General features: G+C 45.7%; 11 protein-coding genes. 1 reads left to right on the top strand and 10 read right to left on the bottom strand.

Features of this window, described 5'->3' with window-relative positions; all coding sequences use genetic code 11:
- Nucleotides 1–26: 26 nt before the first annotated feature.
- The 7 genes from ACYVNW_RS11930 to ACYVNW_RS11960 all read right to left on the bottom strand — a co-directional run bounded on the left by ACYVNW_RS11930 (nt 27) and on the right by ACYVNW_RS11960 (nt 11,274).
- A complete protein-coding gene (locus tag ACYVNW_RS11930) occupies nt 27–989 on the bottom strand; it encodes a hypothetical protein (RefSeq protein WP_460680096.1) in 963 nt (320 codons plus the stop codon).
- A 66-nt stretch (nt 990–1,055) separates the two neighbouring features.
- Nucleotides 1,056–2,435 carry an alpha-amylase family glycosyl hydrolase gene (locus tag ACYVNW_RS11935; RefSeq protein WP_460680097.1) on the bottom strand — a complete coding sequence of 460 codons (1,380 nt, stop codon included), beginning with the start codon at nt 2,433–2,435 and terminating at the stop codon, nt 1,056–1,058.
- A 41-nt stretch (nt 2,436–2,476) separates the two neighbouring features.
- Complete coding sequence (locus tag ACYVNW_RS11940) at nt 2,477–3,556, bottom strand: SusE domain-containing protein (protein ID WP_460680098.1); 1,080 nt, start codon at nt 3,554–3,556, stop codon at nt 2,477–2,479.
- 12 nt (nt 3,557–3,568) lie between these two features.
- A complete protein-coding gene (locus tag ACYVNW_RS11945) occupies nt 3,569–5,056 on the bottom strand; it encodes a RagB/SusD family nutrient uptake outer membrane protein (RefSeq protein ID WP_460680099.1) in 1,488 nt (495 codons plus the stop codon).
- A gap of 7 nt (nt 5,057–5,063) precedes the next feature.
- Nucleotides 5,064–8,021, bottom strand: a complete 2,958-nt coding sequence (locus ACYVNW_RS11950) for a SusC/RagA family TonB-linked outer membrane protein (protein WP_460680100.1) — start codon at nt 8,019–8,021, stop codon at nt 5,064–5,066.
- 293 nt (nt 8,022–8,314) lie between these two features.
- Complete coding sequence (locus tag ACYVNW_RS11955; RefSeq protein WP_460680101.1) at nt 8,315–9,988, bottom strand: DUF6377 domain-containing protein; 1,674 nt, start codon at nt 9,986–9,988, stop codon at nt 8,315–8,317.
- A gap of 776 nt (nt 9,989–10,764) precedes the next feature.
- Nucleotides 10,765–11,274, bottom strand: coding sequence for a DUF3738 domain-containing protein (locus tag ACYVNW_RS11960; protein ID WP_460680102.1), 510 nt, complete (start codon nt 11,272–11,274; stop codon nt 10,765–10,767).
- A 51-nt stretch (nt 11,275–11,325) separates the two neighbouring features.
- On the opposite strand from ACYVNW_RS11960, the gene ACYVNW_RS11965 reads away from it, so the two are divergent.
- A complete protein-coding gene (locus tag ACYVNW_RS11965; RefSeq protein ID WP_460680103.1) occupies nt 11,326–11,547 on the top strand; it encodes a UTRA domain-containing protein in 222 nt (73 codons plus the stop codon).
- Between the two features lie 78 nt (nt 11,548–11,625).
- On the opposite strand, the gene ACYVNW_RS11970 is transcribed toward ACYVNW_RS11965, so the two are convergent.
- The 3 genes from ACYVNW_RS11970 to ACYVNW_RS11980 all read right to left on the bottom strand — a co-directional run bounded on the left by ACYVNW_RS11970 (nt 11,626) and on the right by ACYVNW_RS11980 (nt 18,135).
- Nucleotides 11,626–15,750: a two-component regulator propeller domain-containing protein gene (locus ACYVNW_RS11970; RefSeq protein ID WP_460680104.1), complete on the bottom strand. Its 4,125-nt coding sequence runs from the start codon at nt 15,748–15,750 to the stop codon at nt 11,626–11,628.
- Between the two features lie 287 nt (nt 15,751–16,037).
- Nucleotides 16,038–17,237, bottom strand: coding sequence for a glycoside hydrolase family 26 protein (locus ACYVNW_RS11975; RefSeq protein WP_460680105.1), 1,200 nt, complete (start codon nt 17,235–17,237; stop codon nt 16,038–16,040).
- Entirely contained in the window at nt 17,221–18,135 is a 915-nt protein-coding gene (locus tag ACYVNW_RS11980) for a hypothetical protein (RefSeq protein WP_460680106.1), read from the bottom strand. The genes ACYVNW_RS11975 and ACYVNW_RS11980 overlap by 17 nt, the downstream gene beginning before the upstream one ends.
- Nucleotides 18,136–18,147 lie beyond the last annotated feature (12 nt).

The following is an 18,147-nucleotide window of genomic DNA, read 5'->3' on the forward strand; positions in this document are numbered from 1 at the left end:
GTGATGTAGAGATGTATAAAATGGGTTTAATGAGCAATGGTGTAGAAAGTGTAGGTTAATGTCCAGCTTATCTCCTGCCCCGGTGGCAGACTGATGTTGATGTAGGGCTCAGGGCAAAAGGTTTTCAGTGATGACCAAAAGGCAATTTTTGCGATGGGCCGGTCGCCCGTCATTTCTACTCCTGCCCCCGTTTTTCGGTTTTCAACCCGGATGTGGTAAGCCGATCCTTCCCCATGGGTAAGATCTGGAAAGGAAATATATTTGTTTTTGAGCTCTTTGGTAAACTCGAGTTGATTACTGTCAATCCTGATGTAATCGGCGTCTCTGCTGATGTTCTCTTTTAAGTTAAAAGGAAAGATTACCACCGAGCCGGGCCCGGTGGTCGTGGAATCTATCACAAAAAAGTTATGGTTATAAACAGTGGTGTTGATCGGCTGCCGTCCGTTGTTTTTCAGGGTATGGGTAATCAGCATAACCGGCTTTCCGGGTTTCAGCTGCACACACTTCTGGTAAATATAAGCATACCTGCCCTGATTTAACGCCTGAACAAACTGCACCTGGTTAGCTTGGGTCGTTACCGTCCATTTGCCGGAATTGGCCATGGCATAAGGTTTCATAAAATCATAAGCCTGATCATCAGGTTTGACCAGGGCACCTATTCCTATTTTAATAAAGGCTTCGCTTGCTTTAGCGGTTTCAAAGCCTACCGGATCAAAAACCTCAGCAGGGCCCATGGCTGCATCATGTGCAGCAGGATTGTACGTATCCTGCCACTTGCCAAAGTAGTCATGCCCCTGGTATTGTAATTTATTGATCACTCCGGCCCAGTCAAACCTGGGCCCGCGGTTGTAGCCTGTATGCTTATCCGGCAGGTAAACGCGGACTTGTAGTAAACCGTTAGTGATTATCGCCTCGGGGGAGTTGGGTACTGTTTGTGCATAGGCTTTTACTGCCATGGTCATATACAGCACACCGCAAAACCAGTTCATTCTACACCTGTTCATTTGCACCTAACTGTTATAGCAATATGATCACTAAATACTAATGTTGATAAACTATTGTACCAAAACCATATGCTGAAAAGGTTGTAGGTACACCTGACTATTCAGTGTTACAGCTGTATTGGTAAAAGCGTTTTTCCAGCCGGATGCGGTGAGCGCAGATGGCATAATATAAGTAACGGCCCTGTTGCGCAGGTTGGCAATCACCAGCACTTTTTGCGCAGCAGTGGTTTTGGTAAATACGGCGACGTCATCACTGCTGTAAGCGGTTAAATCTCCGTTTCTTACTGCATCACTGCTTTTTCTGAAATTCAGGATGCGCTTGTATTCAGCCGTCATATCCGGGTTAGCGGTCCAGTCAATGGGATTACGATAGAAAATATTCAAATCACGAGTGGTCCCGACCTCCTGACCGTTATAGATCATGGGTACCCCCTTCATATAAGCAGTGACCAAAAAGGCGGATAAGGAACCCGTTCTTCCACCGTAAATATTTACCGGACTGCCGTCACTGCTGTACACATCATGGTTGGTGATGTACCGGAGCACCTGCGAGCCCGGACGAGAGCTGGCGTATTCGTTTACGTTCTCGTTTTGCAATAAAGTCACCGAACCGGCATTGGCAAACACTTTGCTCGAAAGTGTAGCATAATAAGACATGCCGTATACCATATTAAAGCCAGCTTTGATATGATCACTGCGGGTCCCCTCCGCCAGCATCATCAGCCGGTGGCTGGTGATGGTGCGCAACGCGTCAATGGCCTGTTTCCAGAAATCCATAGGTACGTTATCGGCAAAATCGCAGCGGTAGCCGTCAATATTGGCGGTGTACACCCAGTACCTCATGGCATCAATCATGGCGCTACGCATATCCTGATTACTGAAATTGAGCTGTGCTACATCCGAGTAGTTTGAGGGCGATGTAATATTACCATTGGCATCCTGCTGGTACCAGTTTTTATGTTCAGTAATCCAGGCATTATCCCATGACGTATGATTGGCGACCCAATCCAGCATCACGGCCATGCCTTTGGCATGGGCAGCATCAACCAGCGCCCGTAAATCATCCAGGTTACCAAACTCGGTGTTTACGTTTTTATAATCCTTCACTGAATATGGTGAGCCCAACCCACCGGCTGATTTGACTACACCAACCGGATAGATCGGCAACAGGTAAACCACATTGGCGCCCAAAGCCTTGATTGAATCCAGGCGTGCAGTCACCCCATTTAAGTTGGCATCCTTGCTAAAGGCGCGTACGTTTACCTGATAGATGATGGCATCCTGTGTGGCAGGCACACCAGCAAAAGGGGTATTGTATTGGGGGTAAGCAGGGTTGGCTGGTTGATCATTGCTTTTTTTGCAACAGCTAAAAATAGTGATGACCGAAAGCAGCAACGCTTTTATAAGGTAACTTTTCGTTTTAAATTTCATAGCGGTTTAAAATTCCAGGCCGTGTGTGCACGGCCTGATGATTAATTTTTCTTCAGCTTGTAAGTGTAATTGGTCGGGTCGTGCAAATCGAGCATGATGGTATAGTTGCCGCTGGTAGGCACGGTAATATTTTGTATGGCTGCATTGTAACCGTATACCGGACTGTCTGCATAAGCCAGCTTACCGTTAGCATCAACCCCAAAATCAATGACCCACGCATTATTCGCCCTGAATTTGAATGAACCCGTTGAAACCATGTTAGCAGTAACGGTCCAAACTTTATTACTGGCATCATAGGTTAACTGCGTATCGGTAGTCCAACCACCAGGTGTTGCATCTCCTAAAATAGACCATGTAGTTTTAGTATAAGTCCAGGTATTAGTGTTCAAGTTGGCTGATACTTCATAATAGCCGGGGCCGGGCACCTGTAAGCCTGCAGCCAAACCATCGGTGGATAATTTGCCACTGCCGCCATCGCCATAGTTAATGTGGTTCCAGTCGCGGGCGCTGGTAAATTTAAAATAGTTGGTACCACCAGCCGGGATGTTGATGTAGCCCTCATAAATTTTATCTGACCGCAACGCCGCTGCTACGGGCGCAGTTGCAGGGTCCCAGCCCTGATAATCGCCCGGAATATATAACACTGGATAAGTAGGTGCTAATTTATAAGGCGTAACGCTTACAGCTACGGCGTTTGAATAGGCATAGCGGTCCTGATAAGCCTGTATCCTGAACACCAGTTTACCTTGAGCACCGGCGGTGAGGCCAAGTGCGGTAGCCATGGTATTCAAATCTGAGCCTTTAAACGATTTACTCAGTACATCTTTACCAATCACGGTGCTGGTGGCACCCGCCCAGGCATTCGTACCTACGGTATCGGTTGCAACATCGGCTTGCAACGTATAAGTTACCGATGCTTTAACCGGGTAAACGACCGCCGGCCACGACAGGGTGAGCACCGACGATGTATCATTGGCCGCTGTCAGCGCTACGGTACTTGCCGAACTGGTGAGTGCCGAGCTGTAGCCTATCGGCTGCAGGGTAGTTAGCTGTGCATCTTTTTTACAGGACGCCAGGAGACTACAACCTAACAAGAAAACGCTGTATATATATCTTTTCATGGTGATTAAGGATTAATAGCCGGGATTCTGTTTTAAGTTCGGGTTCGCATTGATGGCACTGGTGGGGATCGGAAACAACCGTTGCGTTACCGGGATCGGGGCGGTGACGAACTCGCGCGGGTCTTCGTAGTGTCCGAAGCGAATCATATCCTGCCGGCGGTGTCCTTCAAAGACCAGCTCAAAGCCGCGCTCATCATAGAGGTTATCCAGCGTTACGGTGGTCAAATCCGGTAGTCCGGCCCGTTGCCTTACCCGGTTAATGAAGGGCAGCGCTGCGGCAGGATTTCCCAAACGCACATTACATTCCGCTTGCATCAATAACAAGTCAGCATAGCGGTAGATCGGAAAATCGTTAGATGCGCCACTGGCATCCACCGGTGCTGCCGGAAAGAATTTTACATCGCGGATACCTTCATCAGGCGCAGCGCCCGGAGAAATAATAGAGGAAACCGTGGGGTTATAAGTCGTAGCACCTTTGGCCTGCTGCCCGACCAAAAACTGCTGCCGCCTGATGTCACTTGCATTAAACTTATTATAAAACGGGGCCAGGATGATCGTACCATTCCAGCCATTATAACCAATCAGCGCATTCCCGTTCGCACTGTTTAAACTTCTGATCCCATAGATATTGCCGCTCACGACATTTTCTTTTAAATACAGGGCGAAGATGGTTTCGTCGTCGGGGCATACATCACCAAACAAATCAAAATAAGTGTTGCCAAGCGGGCTGGCTGTATTGGCGCTTGCAGGATGTAACGTAAAACCGCCGGAGGCGACTTTATTACAAGCCGCCAGTGCATCACCCCAGGCAGGGGTACCGGTGTATACACCGGCATTTAAATACACTTTGGCTAAGAACATATAGCCGGCCCATTTATTGAAACGGCCGTAGTAAGCGCCACCCCGGGTTTCCGAAAGTACATCCACGTTGGCTTTCAGCTCATCGACAATAAATTTGTAAATGGTGGCTCTTGGAGTTTGCGGTATCTTGGAAACGTCGGTATTGTTATCCGTGTAAAATGGCACATCACCAAAATCATCGATCAGCAGGTAATAAAACCAGGCTCTCAACACCTTCGCCTCAGCAATCTTAGAGGGTTCGGCATTGGCCGAAGTCAACTGTGCCACAGCCAGGTTGGCACTGTAAACCGATGAGTACAACCAGTTCCAGGTGTTGCTGATGATGCCTAAACTAGGCTGGGCGGTATGGGTATACAGCTGGGCAAAGTCCAGCTGCCAGTCGCCGGTGTTACGGTGCGGAATCACCTGGTCATCGGCCGAGAAGCTGTTTAAATCGTACCAGCAATTATCGCGGCCGGCATAGTTGCTGCCCCAGGTACCAGAAATCTTTCCGTATACGGTGGCCAGCGCGTTATCCGCACCGGCAGGCGTACTGTAAAATTGTGAAGCAGGATATTTATCGTATACTTTTTCATCGACCTTGGTACAACTGGTTGCGGCAAGGGTGGCGAAGAAAATGCAGGGTAATATTTTTTTCATGATATTCTTATTTAAAAATAACATTCAGTCCAACAGAGAATGTGCGGGTACGGGGGTAAGTACCGTAATCGCCGCCCGACAGGTTTGAGCCGACGAGTTCAGGGTCGAGGCCCTTATATTTGGTAATTAAGGCCAGATTCTGACCGGTTAATGATACGCGTAAGGCATTGATGAATCTCACATTCGGCAAATTGAACCGGTAACCAATCGAAAGATTTTGCCATCTTAAATAGGCGCCGTCCTCCAACCACAAATCAGAACTGTATTGGGTAGATTCGATACCCAGCGGAATAGCGCTTTGCAATACATTAGATTTACCCAAGTTTTGCAGTAAGCTAAATTGCTGGCGAACGCCATTATAAATCTTATTACCGCCCGAACCGCGCCATACCATAGATACATCAAAGTTTTTGTAAGCGAAACTTGGGGTAAAGGCATATGTATATTTAGGCAACGACTGGCCGGCCTCTATTCTGTCCGGGCTGGCATCCTGTAATTCAATAGTGCCGTTCCCATTTTGGTCAACTACCGTTTCGGCATTGTTGGCGTCTTTGCCCTGGTGTTGTAAAATGCGGTAAACCCCTACTGGTTTGCCGACTACCAGATAAGCATTTGAACCTAAACCGACGTAATTTGTAGGAATGTTATAGCCTTGAATGTTGCCCCCTAAGCTTAATACTTTATTTTTCAACAATGTTCCGTTACCGGCAAGGGTTAAGCGGGTATTGCTGCTTTTAAGTACATCGTAACTCAAGGTCAGCTCCAAACCCCGGTTTTGCAGGCTTCCTACATTGGCCAATATATAATTAATTAAAAATGGTCCCTGTACAGGTACAGTATAATTAAACAATAGGTTATCGGTATTGGCCGTAAACACATCTACCGTACCGGTCAGCCTGTCATTCAGAAATCCAAAATCAATACCGGCATTGGCCTGCTTCTTCGTTTCCCATTTCAAATCAGGGTTGGCGTTTTGACTGGCGGAATAGTTAGGAATCAAAGAACCGCCGAAATATACCGTCGGACTGGTCGGATTTAAGCCCACCAATGCAATGGAATTTTGAGGCCCTATACCCTGCTGGTTACCCGTCACCCCATAACCTACACGAAGTTTAAAGCTGCTGAAGATATGCTGGTTCTTCATGAAATCCTCCTGATCTACACGCCAGGCCAATGATGCCGAGGGGAAATTTGCCCATTTGTTATTCACCCCAAACACGGTTGAACCATCGCGACGGAAGCTGGCAGTAATTAAGTAGCGGTTATTGTACGAATAATTAACTCGTCCTAAGAAAGACACCAAACCACGGTCGTTTTTGTAGGATGACACATCGCCGGTCTGGGCATTGGCGAGGGTACCTAACTGCAACGCGTTATAAGTGGCAAAGTCATTGATAAACCCTCTGGCAGCGGCGTAGCTCCCGTTATAGGTTTGCTTTTGCCATTCATAGACTACCGTAGCGTCGAAGTGGTTGACACCCATATCTTTTTTATAGGTCAGGTTGATATCCATCAGCTTTTCGTCGACATGATTGTTATTGATGTGGGCCTGACCATTATAGCTCACCGCACTGGTAATGGTGGAAGCCGCCGGGGCATAGTAACCATTGTTGGAATCCACCTTGCGCCAGCTGCCGAACCATCCTGCAGTCAACCCTTTGGTCAGCTCCAAATCAGCCCGCAGGCTGCCGAAGAGGTTATTGATGTGATTATCGTTACTCACCGTTTGTGCAACCGCGTAAGGGTTGGTGTATTGAAACACGTTGGGGTCGACATAATAGGTTCCGTTGGTGTTGAACACCGGGTCGGTTGGCCGTGCGACATAAGCCTGGCTGATCAGGTTGGATGTATACGCTGCATTACCTACCCCTGTAGGGCTGTAAGTATAATCATTGGTCCCGCTGTTCAGGTTCAGCGTAAGCGTCAGGCGGTCATCCAAGGCCTTCTGTGTCGCGGTCAGCCGGCCGATATAATTACTGAACTTTGAATTGATCACGATACCTTGCTGGCTGATGGCCGTTACCGATGCCCGGTAATTGAAACTGTTGGTACCACCGCCGAAAGCCAGGGTATGGTTTTGCGTATAGCCATTGCGGGTCAGCAAGCCAAACCAATCGGTATTTGAACCGTGGTTGGCCGAAGCATCCACGCCCTGGGCAGCGGCCTGCTGGGTCCACTGGTCTGCACTTAATAACTTCAGTTTGTTGGCGATCACATCCAATGAAGAGTTTTCGGTGTACTCCACGCTGGTTTTGCCGGCTGCTGACTTCTTTGTGGTCACAATGATGACGCCAGGCGCACCGCGTGAACCGTAAATAGCCGTTGCCGAAGCATCTTTCAGAATGTCTACCGATGCAATTTCACTGGGGGGTACCTGGTTAAACAAGTCCATATTTCCCTGTACACCATCCACGACCACCAGCGGGTCGTTACCCCCCTGCAAGGAAGTGATCCCGCGGATACGCACGGTGGGCGTCGTACCCGGCTCGCTGCCGCTTTGCGTAATGTCCACACCGGCAGCCTTGCCTTCCAGTTGCTGCAAAGGATTGGTAATCGGGCCCGGATTTAAATCTTTGCTCCCAACGGTAGAGATGGATCCGGTTAAGTCCGATTTACGGGATGTCCCATAGCCAACGACGACCACATCGGTTAAATTGCGTGAACTGGGGCGGAGTTGGACCGTGGCTGCTTTCCCTTGAGTCAGCAAGGTTTCGGTCGCATCGTACCCAATAAAACTCACTGAAATGGTAATCGAAGGGAGGGTGATATTGGACAGCCGGAAGGTTCCGTTACCATCGCTTACCGTCGACTGACCGGTTTCCTTGACCCGGACAGTAGCGCCGGGTAAGGGCTGATTGGTTTCATCCAGCACTTTTCCGGTAAATACGGTTTGTGCAAAAGTGGTGAATGCACAGAGCATTAACAGCATAGCCAAGCCATACTTGAATAAGTAAATTTTGTTCATCTATTGCGGTTTTAATTGGTATGTAAAACGTGGCTGATCGGGAGATCACAGCCATGTCCAAAGTAAGCGGGGCGTAGCGGCAACCACAAGACTTACAAAAGGCAATATTAAAAAAACATGGTTCGATTAAAACGAATTCAATTGACAATCAATTACTTATAACTTATTTTACCATACAGGGATATAGATAATAATTTATGGAGGGCTAAGAAACGCGGGCAACAGACCTGCTATTTTCCCGCATATGGTGATAAAATAGTGCAGCTGTTCAGCCCCTGCAAACGGTTTTTACTTCAAACCACATCTGCAATTTCCTTCAATGCTTTAATCAGCATGATCCGGCCTTCAAACTCCTCATTTGGAACAAAAGAGCGGTTCTTCACTTTGGTTTTGTACGTATAGATGGTGTTGAGTGAGTAATTTAGAATTTTTGCCACGCTCTCGTTATCTGCAATTCCCAAACGAATTAAAGCAAATATCCGCAGTTCCGTATTCAGCAACTGGCCGGAGTGCAGGTGTATCTGCTGATCCGGGTGAAACAGCGCATTGAAATCTTCAACAAAATTGGGAAATAACGACAAAAACACTTCATCAAAGCTGTGGGACAGGTTCTCACGCTCAAAATTGGTGTTCAGTTTATGAAGCACGTGCAACACTTCATCATAGTTCTTTTCTTTTACGTGCTTTTCAATCGAGCGCTTCAGCCGGTCAATTCGCTCAATGTAGTCCGAGTGGACATTAAAGAAGTAGCCGATATACTCGTCTTTAATCATATTGGCCTCATCCAGCTTCGAGTTTATTTTAGATAAGGAACGGTTAGCCACATCTAAATGGGTATTGAGTTGTGTGAGCGCCAGGTTGGCAGCGTTCAAATCATTGTTCTTACTCAGAATCTGCTGGTCGGCTATACGGAGCTTTTTTAACTGCCTGGAAGTGATGAAGGCAAAGCCAATCACCACCAGAATCAACAAGGTGATCGTAGACGCATACACGATTAACGTCCGTTTTTGCCTCTCAATGCCATTGATCTTGTCACTTTCGATGACCGGCATAATCGTACTGATGGCCGCCTCGCGGTGCCTGGCCCCATAATAGTTCGCATCGGCAATGGCGTTATGTATACAGTTGAAAGCGGTTTTCGTATCCCCCTGCTCATAATAGTAATTGGCCAGATTGGTCAACGCGACCGATTCCTTGGTGGAATGTGCATTATCTACCAGGGCCGCTCTGATGAGCGCGGCCAAACCCTGCTCTTTTTGTTTCAGTTGAAAGCAGGTATAACTTAAGCAGCTCAGGTTGACAGCGCTATCTTGGTACGACTGCGGAATCTGCAAGAGTTGATGGTAGGCAGTCAAGGCCCGCTTGAACTCTTGTTTGCGTATGGACTTTAACCCGATGGCAGACAACGACTCGTAAGACCCTGCTGCCGAGAAGCGGATGATGGAATCACAATACTGCTGCCCCAGGGCATAGTATTTATTGAAGTAATCGTTGATGCGGTAAAAGTCGGCCATGTCAAAGTAACTCCTGGCTTTCAGGAACAGAAACTCATAGCGCTGCCGGGGTGTAAGGTATCTGGCGTTAACGGTATTCAGCGTATCCTGCCCTTCGCGGAATAAGCCTGCCGATACCAATACAAAGCCCATCTGGATGCGGGCCTCATTTATCTTATTGAGGTCTTTTAATTGATGCGCACAAAGGTTCAGCCTTTTGCAGTACACATAAGCAGAATCATGCACAAAAGATTTATAGGCATTAAATAGTTGCTGATAGGCATGATACCGGTCTGTTAACGAAGCGTAATTTTGAGCGAGTGTAGCTTGCAGGCGCATAATTTCATCGTGTTTTCTTTGATCATATGTCGGCTTATTTTCCAGTTCGCGATTGAGTACCTGTTGCAGGCTATCTGTCTGAACAGCCGCGTCAGCTCCAGTAGCAATGACCAGCTGGTACAAACTGCAAAGCATAAAAACGATGACTTGAATTGTTAATTTACTTCCACTAAACATACGCACGAAAAAAAATGACGCGAGGCTTTTACAGTCGGAAAAGTAAAATTACAATAATAGTCATATAAATTACCTGTTAATGATGAATAAAGGCTGCCAAGTGTGATGACATACTGTTACAGATCATATACTAATTAAAATGGATTCGGGTGCGTTTTAGCAGTAGCCGGAAACTTGAAAAGACAAGCAAAAATTTGAATGAACAAACCTTCTATGAATTGACCTACATCTGAAAATCACGGCAATGTGACCCCAAATTTATAGAGGTTGAATACAACAAACAATGGATTCAAAACAAAAGTCTGCAAATTTTAAGTTGACAGACTTTTGATACGTTTTGAGGATAATTTTAGTAGACCGTAGGGGGAATACACCTGCATTCATAACCTACTTGCTTTTAATATATTACGATGGAGTCATATTCGTACTCACCGAATCACTCAACAACTTTATAATGCGATTTGATTGCAAATTTCAACAATTGAAAATAGTGGTTTATGCAATTACATCAATTTAATGATAACATATGTACCAATCAATACCTCATTACGAATAGCGACAGAATAAGCATTTAATTTGATGAAGTTCCAATTTGCATGCTTTCCAGTGCTGCAAGTTCAACCCTATAAACTACTGATTAAGGCTGCTATAGCTACCTCTTGAAATCATTGAAAAATCAGCATATCAATATCTCTTTCTTGCTTGACAAGCCGCAAACCCAAGTTAGAAAGTACCTACCGTAAATCGCCTTTCTTTTCCGGCAGATGGATAAAGGCAATATCGTACCGGTTCGTATTGCCGGTATCATCCACTACCGGCATTTTTATTAACCCGAAACCCTCCAGATATTCTGCCATCTTAGCTAACCTTACTCCATCCCCCGTGAACGTGCCGCTTCCGCCAGCCATCTCTTCCTCAGCAGCAGTCGATAGCTTAAGCGCTTTCACTTTAGCTGGATCGCTCACGGTGAGCACATAGACCGGCCTTACTCGTTTTTCAACAGACACCGGCTGGTTAAATCGCGCTTTTAGTTCCCTGCGCAAAGCCGGTAGTAGGTCATCTTCCTTGCCTTTGGGTATAATGAGGTCAATGCAATACATTTGACCATTCTCAGCTGCGGCTTCCTGGTTAGTGAGGTCGATGGTCCGGCCATAAGGCAAGTCGCCGTACGTAGGCGATCCGGGTAGATGGACTCCAGCGGCAGGCCAGATGAACCATTTGTATATTTTATTTCTTATTTTCACTTCAGGGTGGGGCTGACTGGTGATAAGGATTTCAAACGCCCGCTTTAAAAAATGCTGGAAGAAGAACATTTCGTGGTGGCGACCCTTTCTCAAGATGAATTTAGTGCGATAGCTGCTGACGAATTGATTGCGGAGAAACTGCGGCTTAATACCGGAGCCCCAATCCTATTCAAAAAACGTTATGTATTTGACCTTGGTGAACCGCCCATTGAATATAATTTAGGTTATTACAAAGCCAGCAGGTTTGTTTACACAATTCAAAGTACTCGTTAGTTGGTAACATGTACTTAAATATTACTCATTTGAAAGCTGATATTGCAGTTTTCAAATGAGTAATATTATTATAACGCATCAAACGCCCGGCAACCGGTATTGAGCCCGATAGTCATTGGGTGAGCAATGATAGATTTTTTTAAACTCCCTGAAAAAGTAAGTCTTGTTGTTAAAACCTGTGCGGTAGAATATTTCTGATACCGTCAGGCCGGTGGTTTCCAGATAATAAGCTGCTTTTTGCAACCTCACCTGCCGAATCAATTCTGTAGGAGTCATACCGGCCAGTGATTTGGTTTTGCGGTATAACTGCATTTTGCTGATATTTAACTTATTTTCTAAAAAGGCGCTATCTAAATCTTCGTCTATATACTGTTCGATGATGGTTGCCGCTTTCTCAATAAATAATTTATCATCGTCCTTAACATCAGGCACTGTGATAATGTCGGTTATGGGGCTACCGCTTCTCATATATTTATGCAAGCGATCACGATATTCTAACAGTTTGTGAACCCTTACCAACAAGTGTTCAGTTTGAAAAGGCTTGGCAATGTATGCATCTGCTCCTGAGCCGTAGCCTTCAGTTTTTTGTTCAATTGTATGACGCGCTGTAAGCAGCACTATAGGTATATCACAGCTAGCGGGTGTTTCCTTGATCATCCGGCACAGCTTCAATCCATCCATATCAGGCATCATAATATCGCTGATGATCAAATCGGGGGTATTACGAGCAATCACTTCCAAAGCTTCAACCCCACTTGCGGCCTCAAATACAATATACTGCTCCCCAAGTATATCTTTTAATAGATATCTAATCAGCTGTTCATCCTCAACAATAAGCACTATTTTTTTATGCTCTTGCTCAAAGCTTTTCAGCATTGCCTTTTTATTACTCTCGGCTATAACTGGCTGCATCCATTTTTCATTGGGTACGAGCAAAGAATTGAAAATTAATGAAGAATGCTCCAGCTGTTCTGTCGGCCCAGCTAAGAGGCTGCCTGGCTCAGGCTTAAAATCAAGCGGCAGCGTAACCTTAAAAGAAATCCAGCCGTTTTCCTGACTTGCCGAAATCGATCCGTTAAGTTTATGCACCAATTGCCGGGTGAATGCCAGCCCTATTCCTGAGCTAATTTTGGTTTGCTGCGAATCATCTGCCGTAAAGTATAAATCAAACAAACGGCTCACTTGTAGTGCTGATAATTGGCAGCCGGAGTTAGCAACAACTATTTCCAGTTCGTTTTTCGCCGGAACGCGATTAACCGACAGAATAATATATTGTTCCGGCCGGGTATGCTTAACCGCGTTTGACATTAGGTTAAAGATGATTTTTTCTACCTTATCCTTATCCGTCCATAAACTGATGCCGGGTTCAATATAAGCCGAATAATCAAGCTGCTTTTGTTCAACTACGGCAACAAACAGGCCGGTAATGTGCTGGAGCAGCGTAGAGATATTAAGATGACTGTAATGATTTTGCAGATGTCCCGATTCAGCTTTGCGAAATTCCAGTAGCTGATGCACCAAGTAATGCAGCCTTGCGGCTTCATGCTTTACAATGGATAAAAACTGCCCGCTTTTTTCTTTTTGCGGCTCCTGCCCTCGTTTATACAAGTACCTCTCTAAAGCGCCTAATATAAGCGTTAGTGGCGTTTGTAATTCATGGGCAATGTTGGTAAAAAATCCCAGTTGTTCTTGGTGCAGCTTTTCTTCCTGCTCGCGCAGCATATGCTCAACCGCCAGCTGGTGCCTGAGCAAAAACTTATTTTTACGATAACGGTAGTAAATTACGCCGCATGCCAATATAATAGAAGCATAAACAATAAACGCTAGGGTAGAGAGCCACCAATACTGTTTCACAGTTAAAGTATAAGCGGTTACAGGGGTAGTCCACCCACCCTCACCATTCGACCATTTGATTTTAAGTGTGTAATCTCCGGGCGCAAGGTTGTTGTAATATATGGCCTGATCATGCGTGGCCGGATGCCAGGCCGCATCATTACCCTCCAGACGATAGCTGTACTGGCATTTTTGAGGATTAGTGAAACTGATAAACTCCACTTTCTGCTCAAAGTAATTCTCTTGCGGTGAAAGTTCATAGTGTCCGAATGATGAGGGTGTACCTGCATCCAATACCTTAATTACATTGGTATTTATCTTTTTACCCGCCAGCTGCAGGTTACTTAGCATCAGATGAGGTTGATGCGGGTTTACTCGTACACTCCCCGGCTTAAAGTAGTTAAACCCATAAATACCGCCAAAGTACAGTTCTCCATCATCGGCCTTCCATACCGCATTATCACTAAACTCATCACTCTGCAAGCCATCGGCCTGCTTGAAATTTACAATTTTTTGGTTCTGCGGATCAACCTTGGCAATACCTTTGTTGGTGCTGATCCATATATTGCGTTCATCATCTTCGGTTATGGCATGCACCGTATTATTAGGCAATCCATTATCAGAGTTCAGCTGCTTAAAGCGTGGCTGAGGCTGGCGGGTTGCATTAAGTTCATCCGTCCAGTTCAGCCCGTAGCTGGTGCCCACCCAGAGTTTGCGGCTTTTATCAATATATAACGAAAGTACATCGTTGTTAGACAACCCTCCCGGATACGCAAAGGCTTTAATATGCCTGAATTGTTGCGTTGTTTTATTAAACAAGCTCAGGCCGCCATAGCGGCAGCCTACCCATAATGTATTGTTACTGCCGTTAGCCAGTGAATAAATTACATTGTTGGCCGGCCCTGTATCTGCCTCATTATAGCTATACATTTTAAGGTAAGCAATGCCGGGGCGATGCTGTGCGTTCTGCCTGATTTTTAAATGCACCAAGCCATTAGAATTCAGCCCCAGCCACACAGAACTATCTCTGTCATACAATATGCAATGCACAGAACTGAAAGCCGGATAATGTTTGCTCCCTGCAATATCTTTCCAATCTGTAAATTTCTGGGTAACCTGATTATACAAAGTAATGCCTGGCGCATCCGAGCCAATATATACAAGCCCATCGGTACCTTTGGCAATGGTATATACGCAGTTATCAAGCAAATCTTCGCCCGCACTGAAGGAACGCATGCCGGTTAAATACATGTCGGGCCTGCCCCAGTTCTTAACTGCAATAATGCCATTACCCTTGGTGCCTACCCAAAGTTCATTATGTACTTTGCAGAATGCCCGCACAGGTATGCTAAATGGCTGACCATTGGCTTGCCGCAATACAGCACCAAAATAATCAGGTTTTTTGGTCAGCTTAATTACACCGCTGCCATCGGTTCCTACCCACAAGGCATTCTCTTTACCGGCACATAAGGAGGTAACACGGGTATTGGCTAATGATGATTGCTGCTGAATAAAGTAATTACCGGGTTTGAAATCAGTAGTGTACTCGCCAATTCCTTTAGAGGCCCAGGCAAAAATGTAATGATGCTGATAATAAGTGATTGACCTCACCTCATGCGGTAAATGCACACAAAAAACCGGTTGCTGGCGGGCATTAATCTGATAGAGTGTACCATTATTAGTGGTATAGAAAATCTGTTGATTTACTTTAAAGATACCGATGACATCTTTGACATCAGTTTGATCAAATGCTTTCACAAAACACTGTCCTTCAGGCCGGTAAAGCTCCAGTAATACCGGATTCTTTTGTACCCACAAATTACCTTGCCGGTCGAACTTAAAATCAGCAATCATGCCCCGCAAGCCTTTAATGTTATAGGGTAAAAATTGATCGGCAGCTGCATTATAACAGTAAATGGTAGAAGTATTACGCCTGGCGGCAAATACCTTACCCTGATTATTAATTGCAATTACATACCCGTTTGAACTTACCTTTTGGCTGTTATAAAAGTAGTTACTAAGGGTACCATTCCGTTTATTGATTTTTGAAACTCCTTCAATAGTGCCGGCCCAGATGTTGCGCTGCGCATCTTCATGCAGGTTAAGAATGATGTTACTGGCTAAATAATTTTGCCCTTTACCGCTACCGTAATTAAATACGTGCATCGAGGTGCCGTTATACAAGTTCAGCCCATCCCATGTGCCCAGCCACATCAGATCATCAGCATCCTGTAATACGGTGTTGATACAGCTGTTAGACAACCCGTCTTTATTGTCAATCTGCCTGGCTATATAACTGGTTTGAGCAAAGGCCACCCCCATACTGAGGCTTAGCAAGAGCAACCCAGCAACAACGCAAATCCTTGTCATGATGTAACACATTATTGTTTATAACCGAACCCTGCTGCTGCACCCGGTGAGGTTAACAGGTGAAAGTTCAGGGAGATGAATATAATTGGCAGTACTAATATAATCAGAAGTATCGGAGTATGCATACGGCTTGAGTAACATTTAGCTATACATAGCGACTTAACAACATTACAACCTGCAACCGCTCGCCGGCTGCAGGTTGTACATAAACCAATTTTAATATTTCTATAGTACGTGTTACCCGGACGGGTAAGACAATGAAAGGGCTATGTGATAAATTTTTTACATTATTTCCAACCCGGCATTTTGTCTAAAGTAGTAACATTGGCCGCATTATAAAGGCTGCTTACCTGCGCATTGGTGTTTTTGGAAAAGGTAAGTTCTGACCAACTCATGAAAAATGCCCATTTCGGTTGGGTATATAATTGATCGGAGGTGGGCAGCTTGTCGCACTCTCCAATGGCGATGGGCTTACCATTGGCTACGCCCACCATAGTATTATATTTGGCCGTGGTATAACCACTGCCATCATATACATCCAGCGCGGCTACATCCCAATAATCATTACCTGGGTTATAACTGTTTACGTCATCGGCCAAGCTACCGAAATCCTGTACATCCCACACCCAGATCAGGTTGCTCAGGCCCTTGGTTTTGGTCATGTAGTCGTGCAGTTGCTGGTATAATTTGCGGGTGCCATTTGCGCCTGGCCTGCCTCCCCACCAAAAGCTCCCTTGATTCATCTCATGATAGGGCCGCCAAAGTACTTCTATGTTTTTATCTTTCAATTGCTGTAAGTATACACATACTTCATCTACCAAATTTTTCCATTTGGCATTGATAGCAGTCCCATCAGTAAGCAGCTCAGTCCATTGGGCGTCGGTAAGTTTGCTTTGTACACCCTGGCTATCAAAACCACAAGGCTCACTAAGTGCCGGATTACAAGAGTGCCACATGATATTGATGACTGCGCCTTTACTATATTGATTGGCGGCTTCGTCTATCATCACCTGCCGGTTATTGATGTTATCGGCCTGAAAAAGGAAGTCGCCGCTCCAGAGTGCAGGGTACTTTCCGCTGACGGTAAAAGCCTGATTGGTCCATACGGCCGGCGTTACATTCGGCTCGCGGTTGTGCATACCGCTCAGTGTTTTTGCACCCGATATTGAGTATAAATAATTCAGGGTTTTAAACGGCGTACGGGGTATTGCAGGTGCGGAAGTGCCGGTTCCGGCCGGGCTGCCTCCACCGGTATCACCGCTGCCCTTTGCGCCGCCGCTTTTTTTGCAGGCAAAGCATAATAGTGTTACCGATAGTGCGCAGAGCATTACTTTGAAAATGTTTTTCATAATTAGATCAACTAAAGACGTTTGGAAAATGGGCATCATATTGAATGCAGAAGCAGACTGATAACGGTGGATGATTGATTTCGGAACGTGCCCTTCATTGCCCGTTCCGAAAGCATTGAGTTTATTGTTTTTTAACATCGACCCAAAGTTTATATGGCCGCTTTACAATTTTATCGTAATCCGAATAAATGTTTCCATAATCATCAGCTCCGGCTAAAGTGAAAGTAAAGGCATTATTGGTTATAACTTTTGTCAGGTTGTTTCCTAAAGCAACGGTTCCGGCTGCATCAAAGGTACAAGTGGTGGTAGTTCCGTCCGCAAAAGTGAATACTACCGTATTGTTAGCATAGTTATGCAACCATTTGCCGGTACCTTTGGGTATCACACGGTATTTATTATTCACATCCGTTACGGGGCTTTTATTGAAAATAAAATTAGCATACAGTCCGTCAGCACCAGCGCTATTCAGTACGGTGCCCTGCGTATTCCCATCAGCCGTTACACCGGTATAGGTAAAGGTAAGGGTGTTGTCATATTCTGTGCCAGGCCCGTCAGCAGGCCATACTGCTTTGGTAGCGATATTAAATACGCCGCCGCCGCCATATTGCGGGCCGGTGCCACCATACAAGGTATAATCCTGAATAGTAAACGTGCCCAGCAAAGCCTCTGTAAATGGTTGCAAAATTACGGTCCATTGACGCGATTCACCGGTTTCGGCGGTTACGGTATAGGTGGCTTTGTTGCCTGACGCAGAAAAGTTCACCGACTCGCCGGATGCCGGGCTTACGGTAGATTTATATGAGGTTTGAATAGCGGGTTTTACATCATTATAGGTTGTACCTGCCTGTTGCAAAACCCGTACAGTAACCGTAGCACTGGCACGATCAACCACTGCCGGCCCGACCTGTACGAGTCCATTACCTAAAGTTACAGCTTCAATAGCCCGCTCATGACTTTGAATGCCTTTGGCCGGATCTTTCCGGCAGGCCGCCAGCAGCAGGCAGGCAATGATGAATATATGATTTATACGTTTCATAATAATGCTATT

It is taken from the genome of Mucilaginibacter koreensis (genome assembly GCF_054783355.1).